This is a genomic window from Bradyrhizobium ontarionense (assembly GCF_021088345.1).
Taxonomy (GTDB): Bacteria; Pseudomonadota; Alphaproteobacteria; order Rhizobiales; family Xanthobacteraceae; genus Bradyrhizobium; species Bradyrhizobium ontarionense.
The window spans coordinates 5,741,726-5,756,724 of the sequence record NZ_CP088156.1; the positions used below are offsets into that span (position 1 = coordinate 5,741,726).

Genomic DNA, 14,999 nt, shown 5'->3' on the forward strand with positions numbered 1-14,999 from the left:
CCCAAAGCGGACCGCTGCCGGCCCTTGATCGAGCCGTCCCCGGGCGAGCCGGGTCATCGCGGACGGTTGGCGCGGCTTATAGGGGAGCGCCCCGCCTTCGTCAATCGCGGCAAGTCGTTTCCGAGGCCGCAGGAAGCCGGACGGTGCGCGCCGGGTACGATCGCGGCACACGCAAGTAGAGCGCAAGGATAGAGCGCAAGAAAAGCGCGAGAATAACCCCCGCCCGAAGGGGTTCATCATGAAGGGATCGTACAGCTTCGGGTTCCATTCTGAACGGACGGAAGCCGTAACATGAGCGATCCGTAATTTGACGGGACTCCGGTGCAGTCCCATCTTGCAGTCCCGTAAGGGTGGGGGTGACTCTTACAAAGGCAATACGTGTCAGAGAGCGACAACCAGCCGATCCTGGAGCGTCTGCGGCCGAAAAGGTCGCGCCGGCTCGGCTTGTCCGGAAAGCTGCTGCTGTTAACCATTCCGCTCGTGATGATCGCGGAAGTGCTGATCTATGTGCCCGCGATCGCCAATTTCTGGAGTAACCGCCTCAACGACCGCCTGGCTGCGGCGAATACCGCTGCGCTGGTGCTCGATGCCGCGCCCTCCGGCATGGTGCCGGATTCACTGGCGCGCCAGATCCTGACCTCGATCAATGCGCGTGGCGTCGCGATCAAGATGGGCCAGCAGCGGCGCCTGCTTGCCAGCGCCGACCTGCCGGCCTCGATCGACCACGATTACGACATGCGGGACATGACCGCCTGGTCGTCGATCGTCAATTCGCTGAAGATGATGACCGAAACCGGCGACCACACCATGCGCGTGATCGGACCTTCGCCGGGCCGGGCGCAGTTCATCGAGGTCGTGACCGACGAGAAGCCGCTGCGGCGGGCGATGTACCGCTTCTCGCGCAACCTGCTCGGCATGTCGCTGCTGCTGGCGGTGCTGACCGCGGCGTTGGTCTACCTCGCCCTGCACTTCCTGTTCGTGCGGCCGATGCGGCGATTGACCGCAAGCCTGGTCGGGTTCCATGAGAATCCGGAGAGCGTGGCGCGCATCATCGTGCCGAGCCAGCGCTCGGACGAAATCGGCGTCGCCGAGCGCGAGCTCGCCGACATGCAGCGCGACCTGGTCTCGATGCTGCACCAGAAGAGCCGGCTGGCGGCGCTCGGTCTCGCCGTGTCCAAGATCAATCACGATCTGCGCAACCTGCTGGCGTCGTCGCAGCTGCTGTCGGACCAGCTCGCCAGCGTGCCCGACCCGCGGGTGCAGCGCTTCGCGCCGAAGCTGATGCGCTCGCTGGAGCGCGCCATCGCGTTCTGCCAATCGACGCTGTCCTACGGCAAGGTGCAGGAGCCGGCGCCGGATCGCCGCATGGTCGCGGTCGAGCCCGTCGTGGCCGAGGTGCGGGAGACCGCGGGGCTGTCGCCCGACGCCTCGATCACCTGGATCGCCGCGATCGAGCGCGGCCTGAAGATCGATGCCGATCCCGACCAGCTGTTCCGTGTGCTGCTCAACCTCGTGCGCAACGCGGCGCAGGCGATGGAGAGCCTCTCCGGCAGCGCCGGTGTGCGGCAGATCCGCATCATCGGCCGCCGCGAGGGCGCGGTTGCGATCCTCGAAGTCTCGGATACCGGGCCCGGCGTGCCGGCCAAGGTGCGCGAGCACCTGTTCGAGGCGTTCCGTGGCGCCGGCCGCCCCGGCGGCTCGGGGCTGGGCCTGGCGATCGCGGCCGAGCTGGTGCGCGCCCATGACGGCGACATCCAGCTGGTCGAGGGCACCTTGGGCGCCACGTTCCGGATCGTGATCCCGGACCGGCCGGTTGAGCTGCAGACATTCTGGAACGAGCGCGCCAGCGCCTGAGCCGGCTGCAAACATTCGTCGCGGGGCGGGCCGAACCCGGAATCTCGCTCCAACGCCGTCAGCCCAAGGCAGCGCCGTGGGCGTTGAACCGGGTATCGCGACCCCACAGAATCAACCCCGGGGCAGCGCTGCAGGCGCCGAACTCGGAATCCCGAGATTATTGAAACCCGGAGCCAGTCCGATCCGGCCAGACCCGGCTCGACCTTCCACGCTTCCCATCCCGCCGGCCCCGAGCAGCCGGTGCGCGCGGAAAAATGGTCGCAAAATATCTCCCTGCCGCCTTGCCAAGCGGCCCTCCAGCCGTTAGTCAGAGGCCCTTCGCGAGCCCTGCCGGTGTTTCAGCCGCCAGGGCTTCCGGGCCACGGCCTGACCGGCCTGCAGCCCGCCATAGGCGAAAAACGCGCCCGTAGCTCAGCTGGATAGAGCATCAGACTACGAATCTGAGGGTCGGACGTTCGAATCGTTCCGGGCGCGCCATTCAAATCAAGCACTTAGCCAAAATCACCGTTTGAGTTTTGAAAACTAAAACGGTTTTTCAAACGGTCCAACGCTCGGCGCGAACCTGGGCGCTTGGCCCGATGATCACCGTTCGATTCTGAATATTGACCGGGCGGAGGGGCGTCCCTCTCGCGATCCGCATTGGCGTTTCCCGTTATGCCGAAATATGACGAGATCGGTAGGGATAGGGCTGAAAAGAAGAAGCGTGGGATGGCCTCATCACGCGGCTTCACGGTGTCGCTCGCCGGAGGCACTCGCGTTCGGGACTGCCGCTTTGCGGCACCGCTAGCGCTGTCCCAAACGCGGGTGCCTTGTTAACCGGTCTCGCGACTGCACTCGGTCCCGGGTCCCACCGCTGACGCGGCGGCCGCTATGCTGACCCTCCTGCGGGTGCCTTCTCTGCCTTCGCATCAATGAGGTTCCGGCGGAGGTGATGCGAAAAAGGGCGGGCATCTTCGGCGGCATCCTCAATCAACCGATTGTTTCTATCTACGCTCCCGCGCGGGGAACGGCCCGCTCCATGGCGTCATCTGCCGGTGGAGTCGCGAGATTGAACTTTCATTGGCGCATCGGCCGCGAAGTCGCGCAGTTCTAGGGCGTCTCGGGTGCCTACTTGGGCATCGACGTCTCTATTATCGTTGGCGCGGGCAGCATTGGTGCGCGCCTCCAGTGCGGCAGCGTGCCGTCAGTGTCTGGCGCTGTCGTCTCTCCCATTAAAACATCAGGAAAGAGCCTACTGCGGACGTAAAAATCAATTGACTCAAATTCAGAATCGCCTGATGATGTTTACGAAAATAATTTTTGCCGAAAGCCTGTACTGCTTTGAAAGTGCCTCTTGCCAAGATTGCTCAAGTTCGGCCCGGCCTCTCTTTCAGGGAGGCCATTCGGCATGTCGAGGGCGGGTCCATTTCAGTCGTTCAGGCTGGCGATATCGGTGTGGACGGCGTGATCAACCCGGCTGAGTTGCTCCGCATTGCAGTCGTGCCGGTGCAGGGCGGAATCCCCGAGTTGAAGCAAGGTCAGGTTTTGCTGCAGTCGCGTGGGCAAAGCTATCGGGCGGGTGTCGTGCCGCCGCATCACGGGGCGATGGTTGCCACGGCGAGCCTTCTGGTCATAACCCCAGGCGCGACCGTTCTCTCCGCCTATCTTGCCCATTTCCTCAATGATCCGGTCACCCAGGCCGAGCTGCGCAAACGCGCGGCCGGCGCAACCATCGCCAATCTGAAGCGGAGCGAACTCGAGGATCTCGAGGTGCTCGTGCCTTCACTGGAGGATCAGAAGAGAATTGTCGCGCTGGGGGAAGCCCTGCGCCAGCAATCGCGGATCGAGGCCCGGTTGGTCGAGCTTCGCCGCATCCAGCTTCGCGCGCTCATCGAGGAGCGAGCGGAGAGGAACCGAGGACGTTAGTGCGTCCCCGGTTCCTTGAGCGGCTTGGTCAGGCGTTGGTAGCGCCCCCCAGGCCATGTCCTAGGACCCTAAGACCGAAAGAACCTATACATGACGATCAACATCAGCAACTACACCTTCGACGGGCCTTATGCGTCGCCCGGACAGCTGGCCGACCGGTCCGGCGTTTATGCCGTGCTCGGAGCCAGCCCTGGCAGCACCAAGGTGGTCGATATCGGCGAATCCGGCTGGATTCGGACCCGGCTCCAGGGGCACGATCGCGCCACGGCGTGGGCGCGCCAGGGCCTGCCGCTCTCCTATGCGGCGCTGTATTGCGATGAGTCGACTCGCATGCGGATCGAGCGCGAGCTGCGGGCTCGGTTCAATCCGCCCTGCGGCGATCGCTAAGAAAGCCGCGACGAGCAGGGGAGGGGTGGGCGCAACGTCCGCCCCTCGCTATCCGACTCGTAGTACTGTGACCCGAGCAAGTTGAGAGAAGGCGTATGACGGACCAGAATGTTCAAGCAGGGAAGACGTCAATGGACGACATCAAGCGTGTCGCCTGGGCAGCCTGCAATACGTTTCGCGGGTTGATCGATCCAGCCGAATACAAAGACTACATCCTGATCATGTTGTTCCTGAAGTTCATCTCGGACGTCTGGAAGCAGCATCTCGAAGACAATCTTCGCGACCTCAAGGGGGACGAAGTCCGCGTGCAGCGGCGCATGCAGCGCGAGCGCTTCGTCATGCCCGAGGGCTCAACCTTTGATGAGCTCCACGCCGCGCGTGACAGTGACAACATCGGCGAGCGCGTCGACATCGCGTTGGAGGCAATCGAGAGCACGAACAAGGCCAAGCTCGGCGGCGTGTTCCGCAACGTGAGTTTCAATTCGGCGACCAAGCTCGGCGAAACCAAGGACCGCAATCGCCGCATCAAGAACCTCCTCGATGATTTTGCCAAGCTCGACCTTCGGCCTGGCCACGTCGTCGAGGACGAGGCCATCGGCGAAGCCTATATCTATCTGATCGAACGCTTCGCCTCTGAAGCGGGCAAGAAAGCGGGCGAATTCTATACGCCCCTGCAGGTGAGCCGCGTTCTCGCAAAGCTGGTCGCACCGAAGTCGGGCGAGCGTATCTGCGATCCGGCCTGCGGTTCAGGATCGCTTCTGATCGAGACGGCCTATGAAGTCGGCAGCAAGGACTTCGCCCTGTTCGGGCAAGAGGTCAATGGCGGTACGCATGCACTCGCCAAGCTCAACATGTTCCTCCATGATATCGACGGCGCGCGAATCGAGTGGGGCGACACTCTTAACAATCCGCAGCTGATTGAGGACGACAAGCTCGCAGTCTTCGATATCGTCGTCGCGAATCCGCCTTTCTCGCTGAAGAAGTGGGGTGGCAACGAAAAGACGGAGGATGGCAAGCCTAAGCCCGATCGGTTCAATCGATGGCATCGCGGGCTTCCGCCACCCTCTACGGGCGATTGGGCCTTCATCACGCATATGGTGGAGACGGCCAAGCCGAAGCTCGGCCGCGTCGCGGTCGTGGTGCCGCACGGCGTGCTGTTCCGAGGTGGAGCCGAGGGCAAGATCCGCGAGGCTATGATCCGCGAGAATCTTCTCGATGCCGTTATTGGGCTGCCGTCGAACCTGTTCCAATCGACGTCGATCCCGGTGGCCGTGCTCGTCTTCGACCGGCGGCGAGAAAAGAGCGGAGCGCGTGCCGAGACAACGGATGTACTGTTCATCGACGCCAGCCGTGACTTCAAACAGGCCAAGACACAGAACATTCTGGAATCGGCGCATACCGCCAAGATCATTGAAACGTATAACACGCGCAAGGATGTCGAGAGGTATGCGCGTGACGTTCCGGCGAGGGAGATCGCAGAGAACGGATTTAACCTCAACATTCCCCGCTACGTCGATACATTCGAGGCTGAAACGGAAGTCGACGTAAGGGCCGTTCAGGTTGAGATTGAGCAACTCGAAGCAGAGCTATTAAAAGTTAGAGAGCGCATGGTCGGCTATCTAAAGGAGCTCGGCGTGGATGCATAAGGAATGGGTCGAAGCCAAACTGGCAGATATTTGCGCACCACATGGCCTTCAGACGGGGCCGTTCGGCAGTCAATTGAAGGCAGAGGAATACGTCGATGATGTTGACGGCGTCCCGGTTGCGATGCCGAAGGATCTCATTGATGGTCGTATCAATTCGGCAACAATTGCGCGGGTCAGTCGCAAAAAAGCTCGAGAGATGGCGCGTCATGAGCTTCGCAAGGGCGATTTAGTTTTTGCGCGAAGGGGCGAGTTGGGGCGTATTGCCATCGTCACACAAGCTGAGGACGGCTGGATTTGTGGTACCGGTTGCTTGCGTGCAAGGCTGTTGTCCGCGGTCGATCCTGAGTTTGTCGCTCTTTTTTTCACGACAGCTAGTTCGGTCCAGTGGTTGAACGATAATGCTGTTGGCCAGACGATGTTGAACCTCAACACTGAGATCCTCGCCGCGCTACCAATAAAATTTCCGCCGATTGGAGAACAGCGAGGCGTTGCGAGAATTCTGCGTACCTGGGACTGCGCTATCGAAACCGCCGAGCGGCTGATAAATGCGAAGGCCGCGGTGTTCGAGCACTGGTCGCACGCGCTCCTGACTGGTCGGCGGCAGCTTGGGCGAAAACGTATCAACTGGCAGTCTGTCCCCTTGACGGACGCTACGCTCGAAGTTTCGGCTCGTAATGAGGATCGCCAACTCGCGGCAAATTCCGTTATGGCTGTCAACAAGGTGCATGGCATGATTCCGATGAAGGATCATGTCCGCGCCGCGGACCTTTCGCGGTACAAAGTCGTTCACCCAAAGGCGTTTGCTTACAATCCGATGCGCCTCAACATAGGTTCGATCGCTCAAAATAATCATGGGCGCGACGTGCTCGTGAGTCCAGACTATGTTGCTTTCGAGGCGCGCGCGGATCTGTTGATGCCGGCGTATTTCGACCACGTCAGGCGCGCGCCCATGTGGAGCCGCTTCGTAAAGACAGCTGGAAGTGGGGGAGTCCGTATTCGTATCTACTACGAGGATCTATCCGGCTTCATATTGGAGTTGCCCTCTCTCGAAGAGCAAGCCCGTATAGTTGAAGTTCTTGATACAGCACGCCGAGAGATGGCGATCCTTGAACGACAGCGCGATGCCCTCGTTCTACAGAAGCGCGGGCTTATGCAGAAGCTGCTGACGGGCGAGTGGTCGGTGAGCATTTCGGGGTCGTGCGAGGCCGCCGAATGAGTGGCTTTCGCGATGGCGAGATTCACAACTCCCAGCTGTCGGCTCTTCATTTGCTTCAGACCCTGCAGCCGACCTGGACGGTGTTGACCAAAGCGGAAGTCAACCTTGAGCGACGGGGGCGGCTCGGGAACGTTCTGCTTGAGGACATACTTGCAGCTCAGCTCAGCAAGCTCAATCGGATCGAGCAGGACGGCTGCTTCCATCCCTTTTCTGAGGCGAATGTCCGCACTGCGATCGAGCGACTGCGCGCACCCGAGCCGCTTGGCCTGATGACGCTGAACGAGAAGACGACCGACCTTCTGCAGCTTGGTACGTCGCTCGATCAGACCATCGACGGCGTTACCCGGGGGCGGTCGCTCCGTTACATCGATTGGGAAACGCTAGAAAACAACGCGTTCCATGCTGTCGCCGAGTTTGAGGTTGAGAAGGCCGGAAGCCATGAGACCCGCCGTCCCGACATCGTACTATTCGTCAACGGCATCCCGCTTGCGGTGATCGAATGCAAGGCGCCGCATGTCGAGCTCGGCGAGGGTATCGGTCAGATCGTTACTTACCAGCGGGGAGACGAGATCCCGCACCTGTTCCGTAGCGTGCAGCTGGTGCTTGCCGTGAAACCAGCTGAGGCAAGATACGCGACTGTGGGCACGGCCGCGAAATTCTGGGCGGTCTGGAAAGAAAAGGAGTTCGACAACGCAGCGCTAGCGCAGCTTGTGAACGCCCCGCTCGACGTGGCCCAGACGCGCCGCACATTTGGCGACGGATTCGCCGAGGAACAGGTGCCATTTGAGGCGCGCCGGGGCGAGGGGCGCATCGTCACGGAGCAGGATCGCTTGATCCATGCGCTCTGCCGGCCGGATCGGCTCCTGGACCTCGTCCGTCGCTTTACGTTGTTCGATCTCGGCGTCAAGAAGGTCGCGCGGTATCAGCAGTTCTTCGCTGTCCGCAAAATCATGGATCGGGTGAAAGGCGAGCGCGACGAGCAGGGCGCGCGGCGGGGCGGCGTCGTCTGGCATACCCAGGGTTCCGGCAAGTCGCTCACCATGGTCATGCTGGCCAAGGCCCTAGGGCTCGACCGCGCGATCACGAACCGCCGCGTCGTTCTCGTTACCGACCGCATTGATCTCGACGATCAGCTTCGGGACACCTTCAAGGCGTGCGGTACGGATGTGGTCCAGGCCAAGACCGGATCGCATCTGCTTGATCTCATTGTACGTGACAAGGCGGCGATCGTCTCGACGGTCATCAACAAGTTCGAGGCCGCGATCGCCAAGCGCGACTTCAAGGACGAATCTACGGACGTCTTCCTGCTAGTCGACGAAAGTCATCGTGGTCAGTACGGCGAGATGCACACACGCATGAAGCGCGTGTTTCCGCGTGCTTGCTATATTGGCTTCACCGGCACGCCGTTGATGAGGGCCGAGAAGAGCACCGCGGCACGCTTCGGCGGGATCATCGATGCCTACACCATCGACCAGGCGGTCGACGACAAGGCCGTTCTGCCACTGATCTATGAGGGTCGGCAGGTCGCGCAGGAGGTCAATCGGGCCGGGATCGATAGCTGGTTTGAACGGGTGACGCGCGAGTTGCCAGAACAGCAGCGCTTCGACCTCAAGCGGCGGCTTGCCCGCTATAGCGAGATCGCCCAGGGCGACCAGACCATCACGGCCATCGCCTATGATATCGCCGAGCATTTCACGAAATTCTGGAAAGGAACGCGCTGGAAAGCGCAGTTCGCTGTCCGATCCCGCGCCGCCGCCGTCAAATACTACGAGATCTTCAAGGAGATGGGGACGATCTCGGCGGAGGTCATCATGTCCGCGCCGGATGATCGGTCGACGGGGGATGACCCGGCTGAGGAGGTCACCGAGCCGGTTGTCCGGTTCTGGAAGACCATGATGGCGAGATATGGGGGCGAGGAGTCGTACAACCGCCAGATCGTCGAGGGATTCAAGAAGCGGGAGGAGCCAGAGCTTCTGATCGTGGTCTCCAAGCTACTGACCGGCTTCGACGCGCCCGTGGATACCGTGCTATATATCGACAAGCCGCTGACCGGGCACAATCTGCTCCAGGCCATCGCCCGGGTGAACCGCGTCGAGGAGGACAAGGAGTACGGCTACATCGTCGACTATGCCGGAGTTCTCGGCGATCTCGATACAGCGATGCGGGTCTATTCGGCGCTTGCCGAGTTCGAGCCCAACGACCTGGATGTCGGACATGCGATCATCGACGTGCAGGATCAGATCGCCAGATTGCCTCAGGCGCACGCGAACTTGGTCAATCATTTCAAGGGCGTCGCCAAGGTGCGCGACGAAGAGGCCTATGAGGTCTTCCTCGCCGACGAGGTCGTTCGCAAGGAGTTCTACGAGCTGCTCGCCGAATTCGCGCGGCTGCTGGCTACAGCGCTGGCAACGGCGAACTGGGCCAACCATCCCAAGAGCGAGGCTCAGGTGCGGATCTACCGGGACGACCTGCGTCGCTATCAAAAGTTGCGTACAGCCGTCCGCAATCGTTACCGTGAAGCGATCGACTTCAAGCAGTATGAGGCGCGCATCCGCAAGCTGCTCGATACGCACATCAGCGCCGACGCGGTCGAGGTTGTGACTGAGGCAGTGAACATCTTTGACACGGCCGCGTTCGACCGCGCCGTGGCCGAGCAGACCACGCCCGCCTCAAAGGCGGACCTGATCGCGAGCCAGACCAAGCGCACGATCACCGAGCGCATGGAGGAGGACCCCGTCTTCTTCAAGAAGATCTCCGATCTGATCGCCGATGCGATCGCCGAGCATCGTGCCAAGCGCCTGAGCGACAACGATTACCTCGCCAGGATCCGTGAGGCTGCGGAGCAAGTTCGCCGGCCCAAGCACGACGACGTTCCGGCTGAAGTCAGGGCCGACGAGCACGCCGTCGCCATTTTCAATTCGCTCAACAATGCAATGGGGGGCATCGGCGGACCGCAGGGAGGGAACATCCGGCCTGTGCTAGCTGCCGCTGCGTTGGAGCTGGTATCGATCGTCAAGAGCCTGAAGGTCGTGAACTGGACGGAGAACGTGGATGTCCAAAACGCGATGCGAAACCGGATCGACGACTATTTCTTCGACGTAATCCGTGACCAGCACGGTATCGATCTGGCGCCGGAGCAGATTGATATGATTGTCGACAGCGTGCTCAAGGTCGCTCGCGCACGGATGGCCTGAGCGATGCGTGGATCGATCGCCTATGCCGGCCAAAGGATCGAATATCGCGCCCGGCGCACGGCGCGGAAAACGCTTGCGATTTCTGTCCATCCGGACGGTAGCGTCGAAGTCGTTGCCCCCTCAGGCACGACCCCTGTGGTCATCGAGCAGCGCCTGCTAAGCCGTGCGGGGTGGGTCCTGAGGCAGCGACGCTACTTCGAGCAGTTTCTGCCGCGGACGCCCGAACGGCGACATGTCGGCGGGGAGACTCACCTTTATCTCGGCAGGCAATATCGCCTGAAGGTCGAGCATGGAGAGGAGGAGCGAGTCCGCCTGACATCCGGGCACTTCCGGATTACCGTGAAGCGTCAGCCGGTACCCGACCGCGTCCGGGAGCTTCTGGATGATTGGTACCGGGGGCACGCCGAGCGCAAGATCCGCGAGCGCTTCGACGTGGTCGCCAAGCGCTTCTCCAGCATCCTGCCGGTGACGCCGAGCTTGGCGATCCGGCCGATGCGTCGTCGCTGGGGCAGCTATAGCCGCAAGGGCCGTATCACCCTGAATCGCGACCTCATCCGTGCCCCGCTGCCCTGCATCGACTATGTCATCATCCACGAGCTGGCCCATAGCCGGCATCCCAACCACGGCCGGGCCTTCTTCGACCTTCTGACCCAGATGATGCCCGATTGGGAACGCCGGAAGCTGGCGCTGGAGCGCATGTTGGCTTGAGGGGGGCGTTTAGGGGGGGGGGGCGTACTTGCCTAGGTCAGGCAGCCCAAAATTGGTGGTTGAGGGATTGTATTTTGCTCTCCAGGCGATAGCATGGTTGGCATTTCAATGAAACATAACTCCGAATTATGCGCACGCAGCAATCATACTTGGAACGAATTCGCAGCAAGTACAACAAAATTGGAGAGATTTGGGAGCAGGCCGATCGCTGGCACATGTGGAGTAAGCTCCAGATCGAGCACGAGATGCAATTCGTCGCGAGCCAAATCGTCCACCTCGATCAGGACCGCGATTTGATCCTCGACGTCGGTTCGGGAGGATACTCATACTTCAACAGCGAGACCCCCGTTGTCGAGATCGATATCGCTGAGCAACGATTACGCGGATCACAATTAGCAGTATGCGCGAGTGCAGAAAGCCTGCCGCTATCGCCAAGCATAGCAAGCCTGACAATTTGCGTGGGGCCTGTCGTAAATTACTGCTCTTTGGAAGAGGTGATCAGCGAATTATCGTCAGTCACGAAGGAAGGCGGACTTTTAGTTCTTCATGTAGAGCTGAGCAACAGTTTCGAGTTCTTTGGATCTAGTTCTTATCGCGCCGACGTCGCCTTTGTTACCACATTTTATAGGGGTGAAGAGCAGTATTGGGTTTACTCAAACAAGTTCGTACGACGCATGCTCTCTGCATATGGATTCGAGATTGAGAGGGTTAGGTACTTCCACATCATCTCAAGTCTCATTTATCGTCTATCTCGCCGGCCGAATTTTTCATGCTTTTTCTCAACCGCCGATTCGCTTTTCCAGCGCCTGAATTTGGGGGCAGAGATTGCGGATAGTGCAATCTTTGTTTGCCGCCGCGCAACAATTGAGTAGTCGCTTCAAAAACCTCAAACGCCTTTCCACTGCTGATTGAAACAATTCCTCCAAATACCGCAAGCAATGTCATCAACAGCAGCGCGGCTGAATTTGGCGGAATTTGGAGCTCGTATATGGCAGTTCCTGAGATCGCGACAACAGCAGCGAACATTACTATGTGCAGCCCGGCGCGGAATTCCGCGGAAGGAGCCTGCGCGCTGATTGGGTTTGCAATTAACGTATCCGATTCGGGTCCATTCACTTTTATTGTTGGCTGATTACCGACTCGAGCTTCAAACTCGCTGTATAGCCCCTCTAGGTAATCCTTATACGCCGACGTGCGACTACCGAAGAAATCTCTGTACCATGGCAGATAGTGCTCAAACAGAATGCCGCGGGTGATTTGAAGCAGATCCTCTTTTCGGATTCGGTACAGCTTTTGACTTCCGCGGATCATCAAGATCCCAGGATACCTCGCTTCATAATTTACAGGCTCAATGTTCGGAAGAGAATAATCCGCATGGACCTTGCCAAAACCAACCTGTCCGAGCAGGCGAACCAGCTCATTTCCACCCGTCTGTTCCGACCCATACTCATTACCGTCTTCCAGCTCGACCGCTGTGAAATCGATCTCCACGTTTAAAGCCTGGATAGTATCGTGCAATAGCTGGGAAAATATAAAGAACGCTGCAGCGCCGCGGGAGTCGGCGTCGATCACCATGTGATCAATGACCAGTAGCTTGGAGTGAGGGTAGTAGCCGAACATCGCGAATCCTATAATCGCCTTTGAGCGACATAGGGCTGCGAAATAGAAGGTACCCTCAGGGGTCTCCGGGTTATCAATCTTCTTTCGGATTTGGTTTGTCTTCGTGCGGAGCAGTGCCGATGTGTTCTTAACGAAGATCGCAAGCGCTCTATCCACGTCCGCGCGGTCAGAAGGGCTCGAGCCTAGGAGTTTCAGCTCAAATGAGGCATTGGTTCTACGCATAATTCGGAGTTATGTGCTGTTAAAATAGCGCGTAAGTGCGAAGATCGCGGTTCATCAATTAACCAACTCGGTCGGTACAACTCTACGGCGATGACGCAATCCTCCGCCAGAACGTAGACTGCGAAAGTCCGGAGGAGCGATATGCGCGTCAGCGTTGCGGTTGATGAATTCTTGAGATACTGCGCCGTCGAGAGGCAGCTTTCTCCGCATACGATCGATGCCTATACGGCCGATCTCAAGGAGTTTGCTCGGTTTCTGCGAGAAGATCCGCTCGTTTCGTCTATTAATGAAAATACCCTGGCGGGATATCTTGTCGATCTGCTCGAGAGCAGGAAACTGTCTATTGGTACGGTCCGGCGCCGATTTGCATGTCTGCGGGCGTTTGCACGGCGACTGGCGAAAGTCGATGGCTTTACCGACCCGTTTGCCAAGTGGCAGCTACAGCTTCCCAAGCGTAAAAGACTTCCACGATCGCTATCGCGCCCAGAAGTTTCGCGGCTGCTCGCAAGCTTTCCTTCGCAGAAGTCAGGAGCTTCAAAGGCCTCCCACGCCTTTATTGCGGCGCGATTGATGATTGCGACGGGAATTCGGGTTGGGGAGCTATGCCGGATTTCGATGCAGGACGTTGTAGCCGACGGCGAAGCCATTCGCATATTCGGGAAGGGGGCCCGGGAGCGGATGGTTTACATTTCTGATTCGTCGCTTCGAGCCGATCTCCTCAAGATTTTAGTATGGCATCGTGAAAACGGTCGCGTTGCAGGAAATCTATTCATTAATCGCCGGGGCGCGGCCCTCAGACCCCAATCGATGCGGATCGTGTTGCGTCGTCAATACGAGCAAAAGAATGGTCGCCGTATTACGCCGCATATGCTGAGGCACACTGCGGCAACTCTTTTGATGGAGCGTGGAGTCGACATACGGTTTGTTCAGCGCCTATTGGGTCATTCGAGTATTGCTACCACTGAGATCTACACTCATGTCTCGGACGAGGCGCTGAGGTCCACTCTGGAGAGAGCAGACGTCCTGGGACAGCTGGCTGCTTGAGTTCGTGGCCACGGAGGCGGTGGAACGACGCTGGTGTCCGCTCGCGGTAACCAACGATGTTTTGGGCGTGCCAGCTAGAGGAAGAGTGCAGGCCGGGTTGGCCGTGACGGGTTGGAAGCGGCGAGAGAGTTCCGCCGCGCCCGTCGCGGAGATCCGCGATGCACGGACGGAGAGTTGGAGCGCGTGCCGGTGAGGGCCGGGCGAGCCTCTATGAGGAGATCACGAATACGATCATCGGCGAGCTGGAGGCTGGCCACGTGCCCTGGGTGCAACCATGGGGGACGCAAGCGGCGAAGGCTCAGCTGGCGTTGCCCAGGAATGCTGCGACTCGTCGGCCGTATTCGGGGATCAACGTGCTGATCCTCTGGGGAGCGGTGATCGAGCGCGGCTTTGCCGGCCAGAGCTGGCTCACGTTCCGGCAGGCGCTGTCTCTCGGCGGCCATGTCCGCAAAGGCGAGCGCGGAGTTACGGTCGTCTATGCCGACCGCTTCGTCCCATTGGATGCGCAGCAGCGTGCGCGCGAGACCGGCGACGAGGCGCAGGCGATTCCGTTTCTGAAGCGGTTTACGGTCTTTAACTCCGAGCAATGCGACGGTCTGCCGGAGGACATCGTGACAGCGGCGCCCCTACCGCCGGCCGGAGCGATCGAGCCTGTGGTGGAGTCGCTGATCGCGAACAGCGGCGTCGACTTCCGGATTGGCGGTGACCGGGCGTTCTATGCTCCAGTTGAAGATTTCGTGCAGGTGCCGCCGCCCTCGGCGTTCTTCGAGCCGATCAACTGGCACCGCACGGCCTTGCATGAGCTCGCGCATGCCAGCGGACATGCGTCGCGGCTCGATCGTGATCTGTCTGGGCGGTTCGGCAGCCGCAAATACGCCTTCGAGGAGCTGATAGCCGAGATCGCGTCCGCCTTCAGCTGCGCCGCGCTCGGTATCGTGCCGACCGTGCGCCATGCCGACTATATCGGCTGCTGGCTCGACGTCCTGCGCGAGGACAATCGCGCCATCGTCCGGGCGGCGAGCCAGGCGAGCCGTGTGGCCGATTATCTCCTCGGTTTTGCACCCGGAGCAGCTGGGGTCGTTGAGGCGAGCGGAACGGACTGCGCCGCGGCCTGAGTATCGTGCTCTGCTAGCAGAGGAGAGGAAGAGGGCGAGAGGTGCTCTGCGACGGGTGAAGGCCTGAGAGAGAGGCTCCGGGCTACCC

General features: G+C 60.0%; 10 protein-coding genes and 1 tRNA gene. 10 read left to right on the top strand and 1 reads right to left on the bottom strand.

Annotation, left to right across the window (positions count from 1 at the left end; genetic code table 11):
- Positions 1–378: 378 nt before the first annotated feature.
- The 8 genes from LQG66_RS25375 to LQG66_RS25410 all read left to right on the top strand — a co-directional run bounded on the left by LQG66_RS25375 (position 379) and on the right by LQG66_RS25410 (position 10,910).
- Complete coding sequence (locus LQG66_RS25375; protein WP_231318383.1) at positions 379–1,854, top strand: sensor histidine kinase; 1,476 nt, start codon at positions 379–381, stop codon at positions 1,852–1,854.
- Positions 1,855–2,254: 400 nt separating this feature from the next.
- Positions 2,255–2,331 (top strand) — tRNA-Arg (locus LQG66_RS25380).
- A gap of 822 nt (positions 2,332–3,153) precedes the next feature.
- Complete coding sequence (locus tag LQG66_RS25385; RefSeq protein ID WP_231318384.1) at positions 3,154–3,759, top strand: restriction endonuclease subunit S; 606 nt, start codon at positions 3,154–3,156, stop codon at positions 3,757–3,759.
- A 90-nt stretch (positions 3,760–3,849) separates the two neighbouring features.
- Positions 3,850–4,146, top strand: a complete 297-nt coding sequence (locus LQG66_RS25390) for a hypothetical protein (protein ID WP_231318385.1) — start codon at positions 3,850–3,852, stop codon at positions 4,144–4,146.
- Positions 4,147–4,241: 95 nt separating this feature from the next.
- On the top strand, positions 4,242–5,792 hold the full coding sequence (locus LQG66_RS25395) for a type I restriction-modification system subunit M (protein WP_425601242.1): 1,551 nt from the start codon (positions 4,242–4,244) through the stop codon (positions 5,790–5,792).
- The gene (locus LQG66_RS25400) at positions 5,785–7,008 is read left to right on the top strand and encodes a restriction endonuclease subunit S (protein ID WP_231318387.1); all 1,224 of its coding nucleotides are present in this window, start codon (positions 5,785–5,787) and stop codon (positions 7,006–7,008) included. Before LQG66_RS25395 ends, LQG66_RS25400 begins: the two co-directional genes overlap by 8 nt.
- Positions 7,005–10,202 carry a type I restriction endonuclease subunit R gene (locus tag LQG66_RS25405; protein WP_231318388.1) on the top strand — a complete coding sequence of 1,066 codons (3,198 nt, stop codon included), beginning with the start codon at positions 7,005–7,007 and terminating at the stop codon, positions 10,200–10,202. Before LQG66_RS25400 ends, LQG66_RS25405 begins: the two co-directional genes overlap by 4 nt.
- Before the next feature lie 3 nt (positions 10,203–10,205).
- The gene (locus LQG66_RS25410) at positions 10,206–10,910 is read left to right on the top strand and encodes a M48 family metallopeptidase (protein ID WP_231318389.1); all 705 of its coding nucleotides are present in this window, start codon (positions 10,206–10,208) and stop codon (positions 10,908–10,910) included.
- A gap of 735 nt (positions 10,911–11,645) precedes the next feature.
- Here the strand turns inward: LQG66_RS25410 and LQG66_RS25415 are convergent.
- Complete coding sequence (locus LQG66_RS25415) at positions 11,646–12,530, bottom strand: hypothetical protein (protein ID WP_231318390.1); 885 nt, start codon at positions 12,528–12,530, stop codon at positions 11,646–11,648.
- 363 nt (positions 12,531–12,893) lie between these two features.
- Between LQG66_RS25415 and LQG66_RS25420 the strand changes: the two genes are divergently transcribed.
- Complete coding sequence (locus tag LQG66_RS25420; RefSeq protein ID WP_231318391.1) at positions 12,894–13,796, top strand: tyrosine-type recombinase/integrase; 903 nt, start codon at positions 12,894–12,896, stop codon at positions 13,794–13,796.
- Between the two features lie 158 nt (positions 13,797–13,954).
- Positions 13,955–14,911, top strand: a complete 957-nt coding sequence (locus tag LQG66_RS25425; RefSeq protein WP_231318392.1) for an ArdC family protein — start codon at positions 13,955–13,957, stop codon at positions 14,909–14,911.
- Positions 14,912–14,999 lie beyond the last annotated feature (88 nt).

What these genes read in the sequence shown, in the direction of transcription:
- LQG66_RS25410 (WP_231318389.1), top strand. Translation starts at nt 10,206, where the DNA reads ATGCGTGGATCGATCGCCTATGCCGGCCAAAGGATCGAATATCGCGCC.
- LQG66_RS25395 (WP_425601242.1), top strand. Translation starts at nt 4,242, where the DNA reads ATGACGGACCAGAATGTTCAAGCAGGGAAGACGTCAATGGACGACATC.
- LQG66_RS25405 (WP_231318388.1), top strand. Translation starts at nt 7,005, where the DNA reads ATGAGTGGCTTTCGCGATGGCGAGATTCACAACTCCCAGCTGTCGGCT.
- LQG66_RS25415 (WP_231318390.1), bottom strand. Translation starts at nt 12,530, where the DNA reads ATGTTCGGCTACTACCCTCACTCCAAGCTACTGGTCATTGATCACATG.
- LQG66_RS25400 (WP_231318387.1), top strand. Translation starts at nt 5,785, where the DNA reads ATGCATAAGGAATGGGTCGAAGCCAAACTGGCAGATATTTGCGCACCA.
- LQG66_RS25425 (WP_231318392.1), top strand. Translation starts at nt 13,955, where the DNA reads ATGCACGGACGGAGAGTTGGAGCGCGTGCCGGTGAGGGCCGGGCGAGC.
- LQG66_RS25420 (WP_231318391.1), top strand. Translation starts at nt 12,894, where the DNA reads ATGCGCGTCAGCGTTGCGGTTGATGAATTCTTGAGATACTGCGCCGTC.
- LQG66_RS25390 (WP_231318385.1), top strand. Translation starts at nt 3,850, where the DNA reads ATGACGATCAACATCAGCAACTACACCTTCGACGGGCCTTATGCGTCG.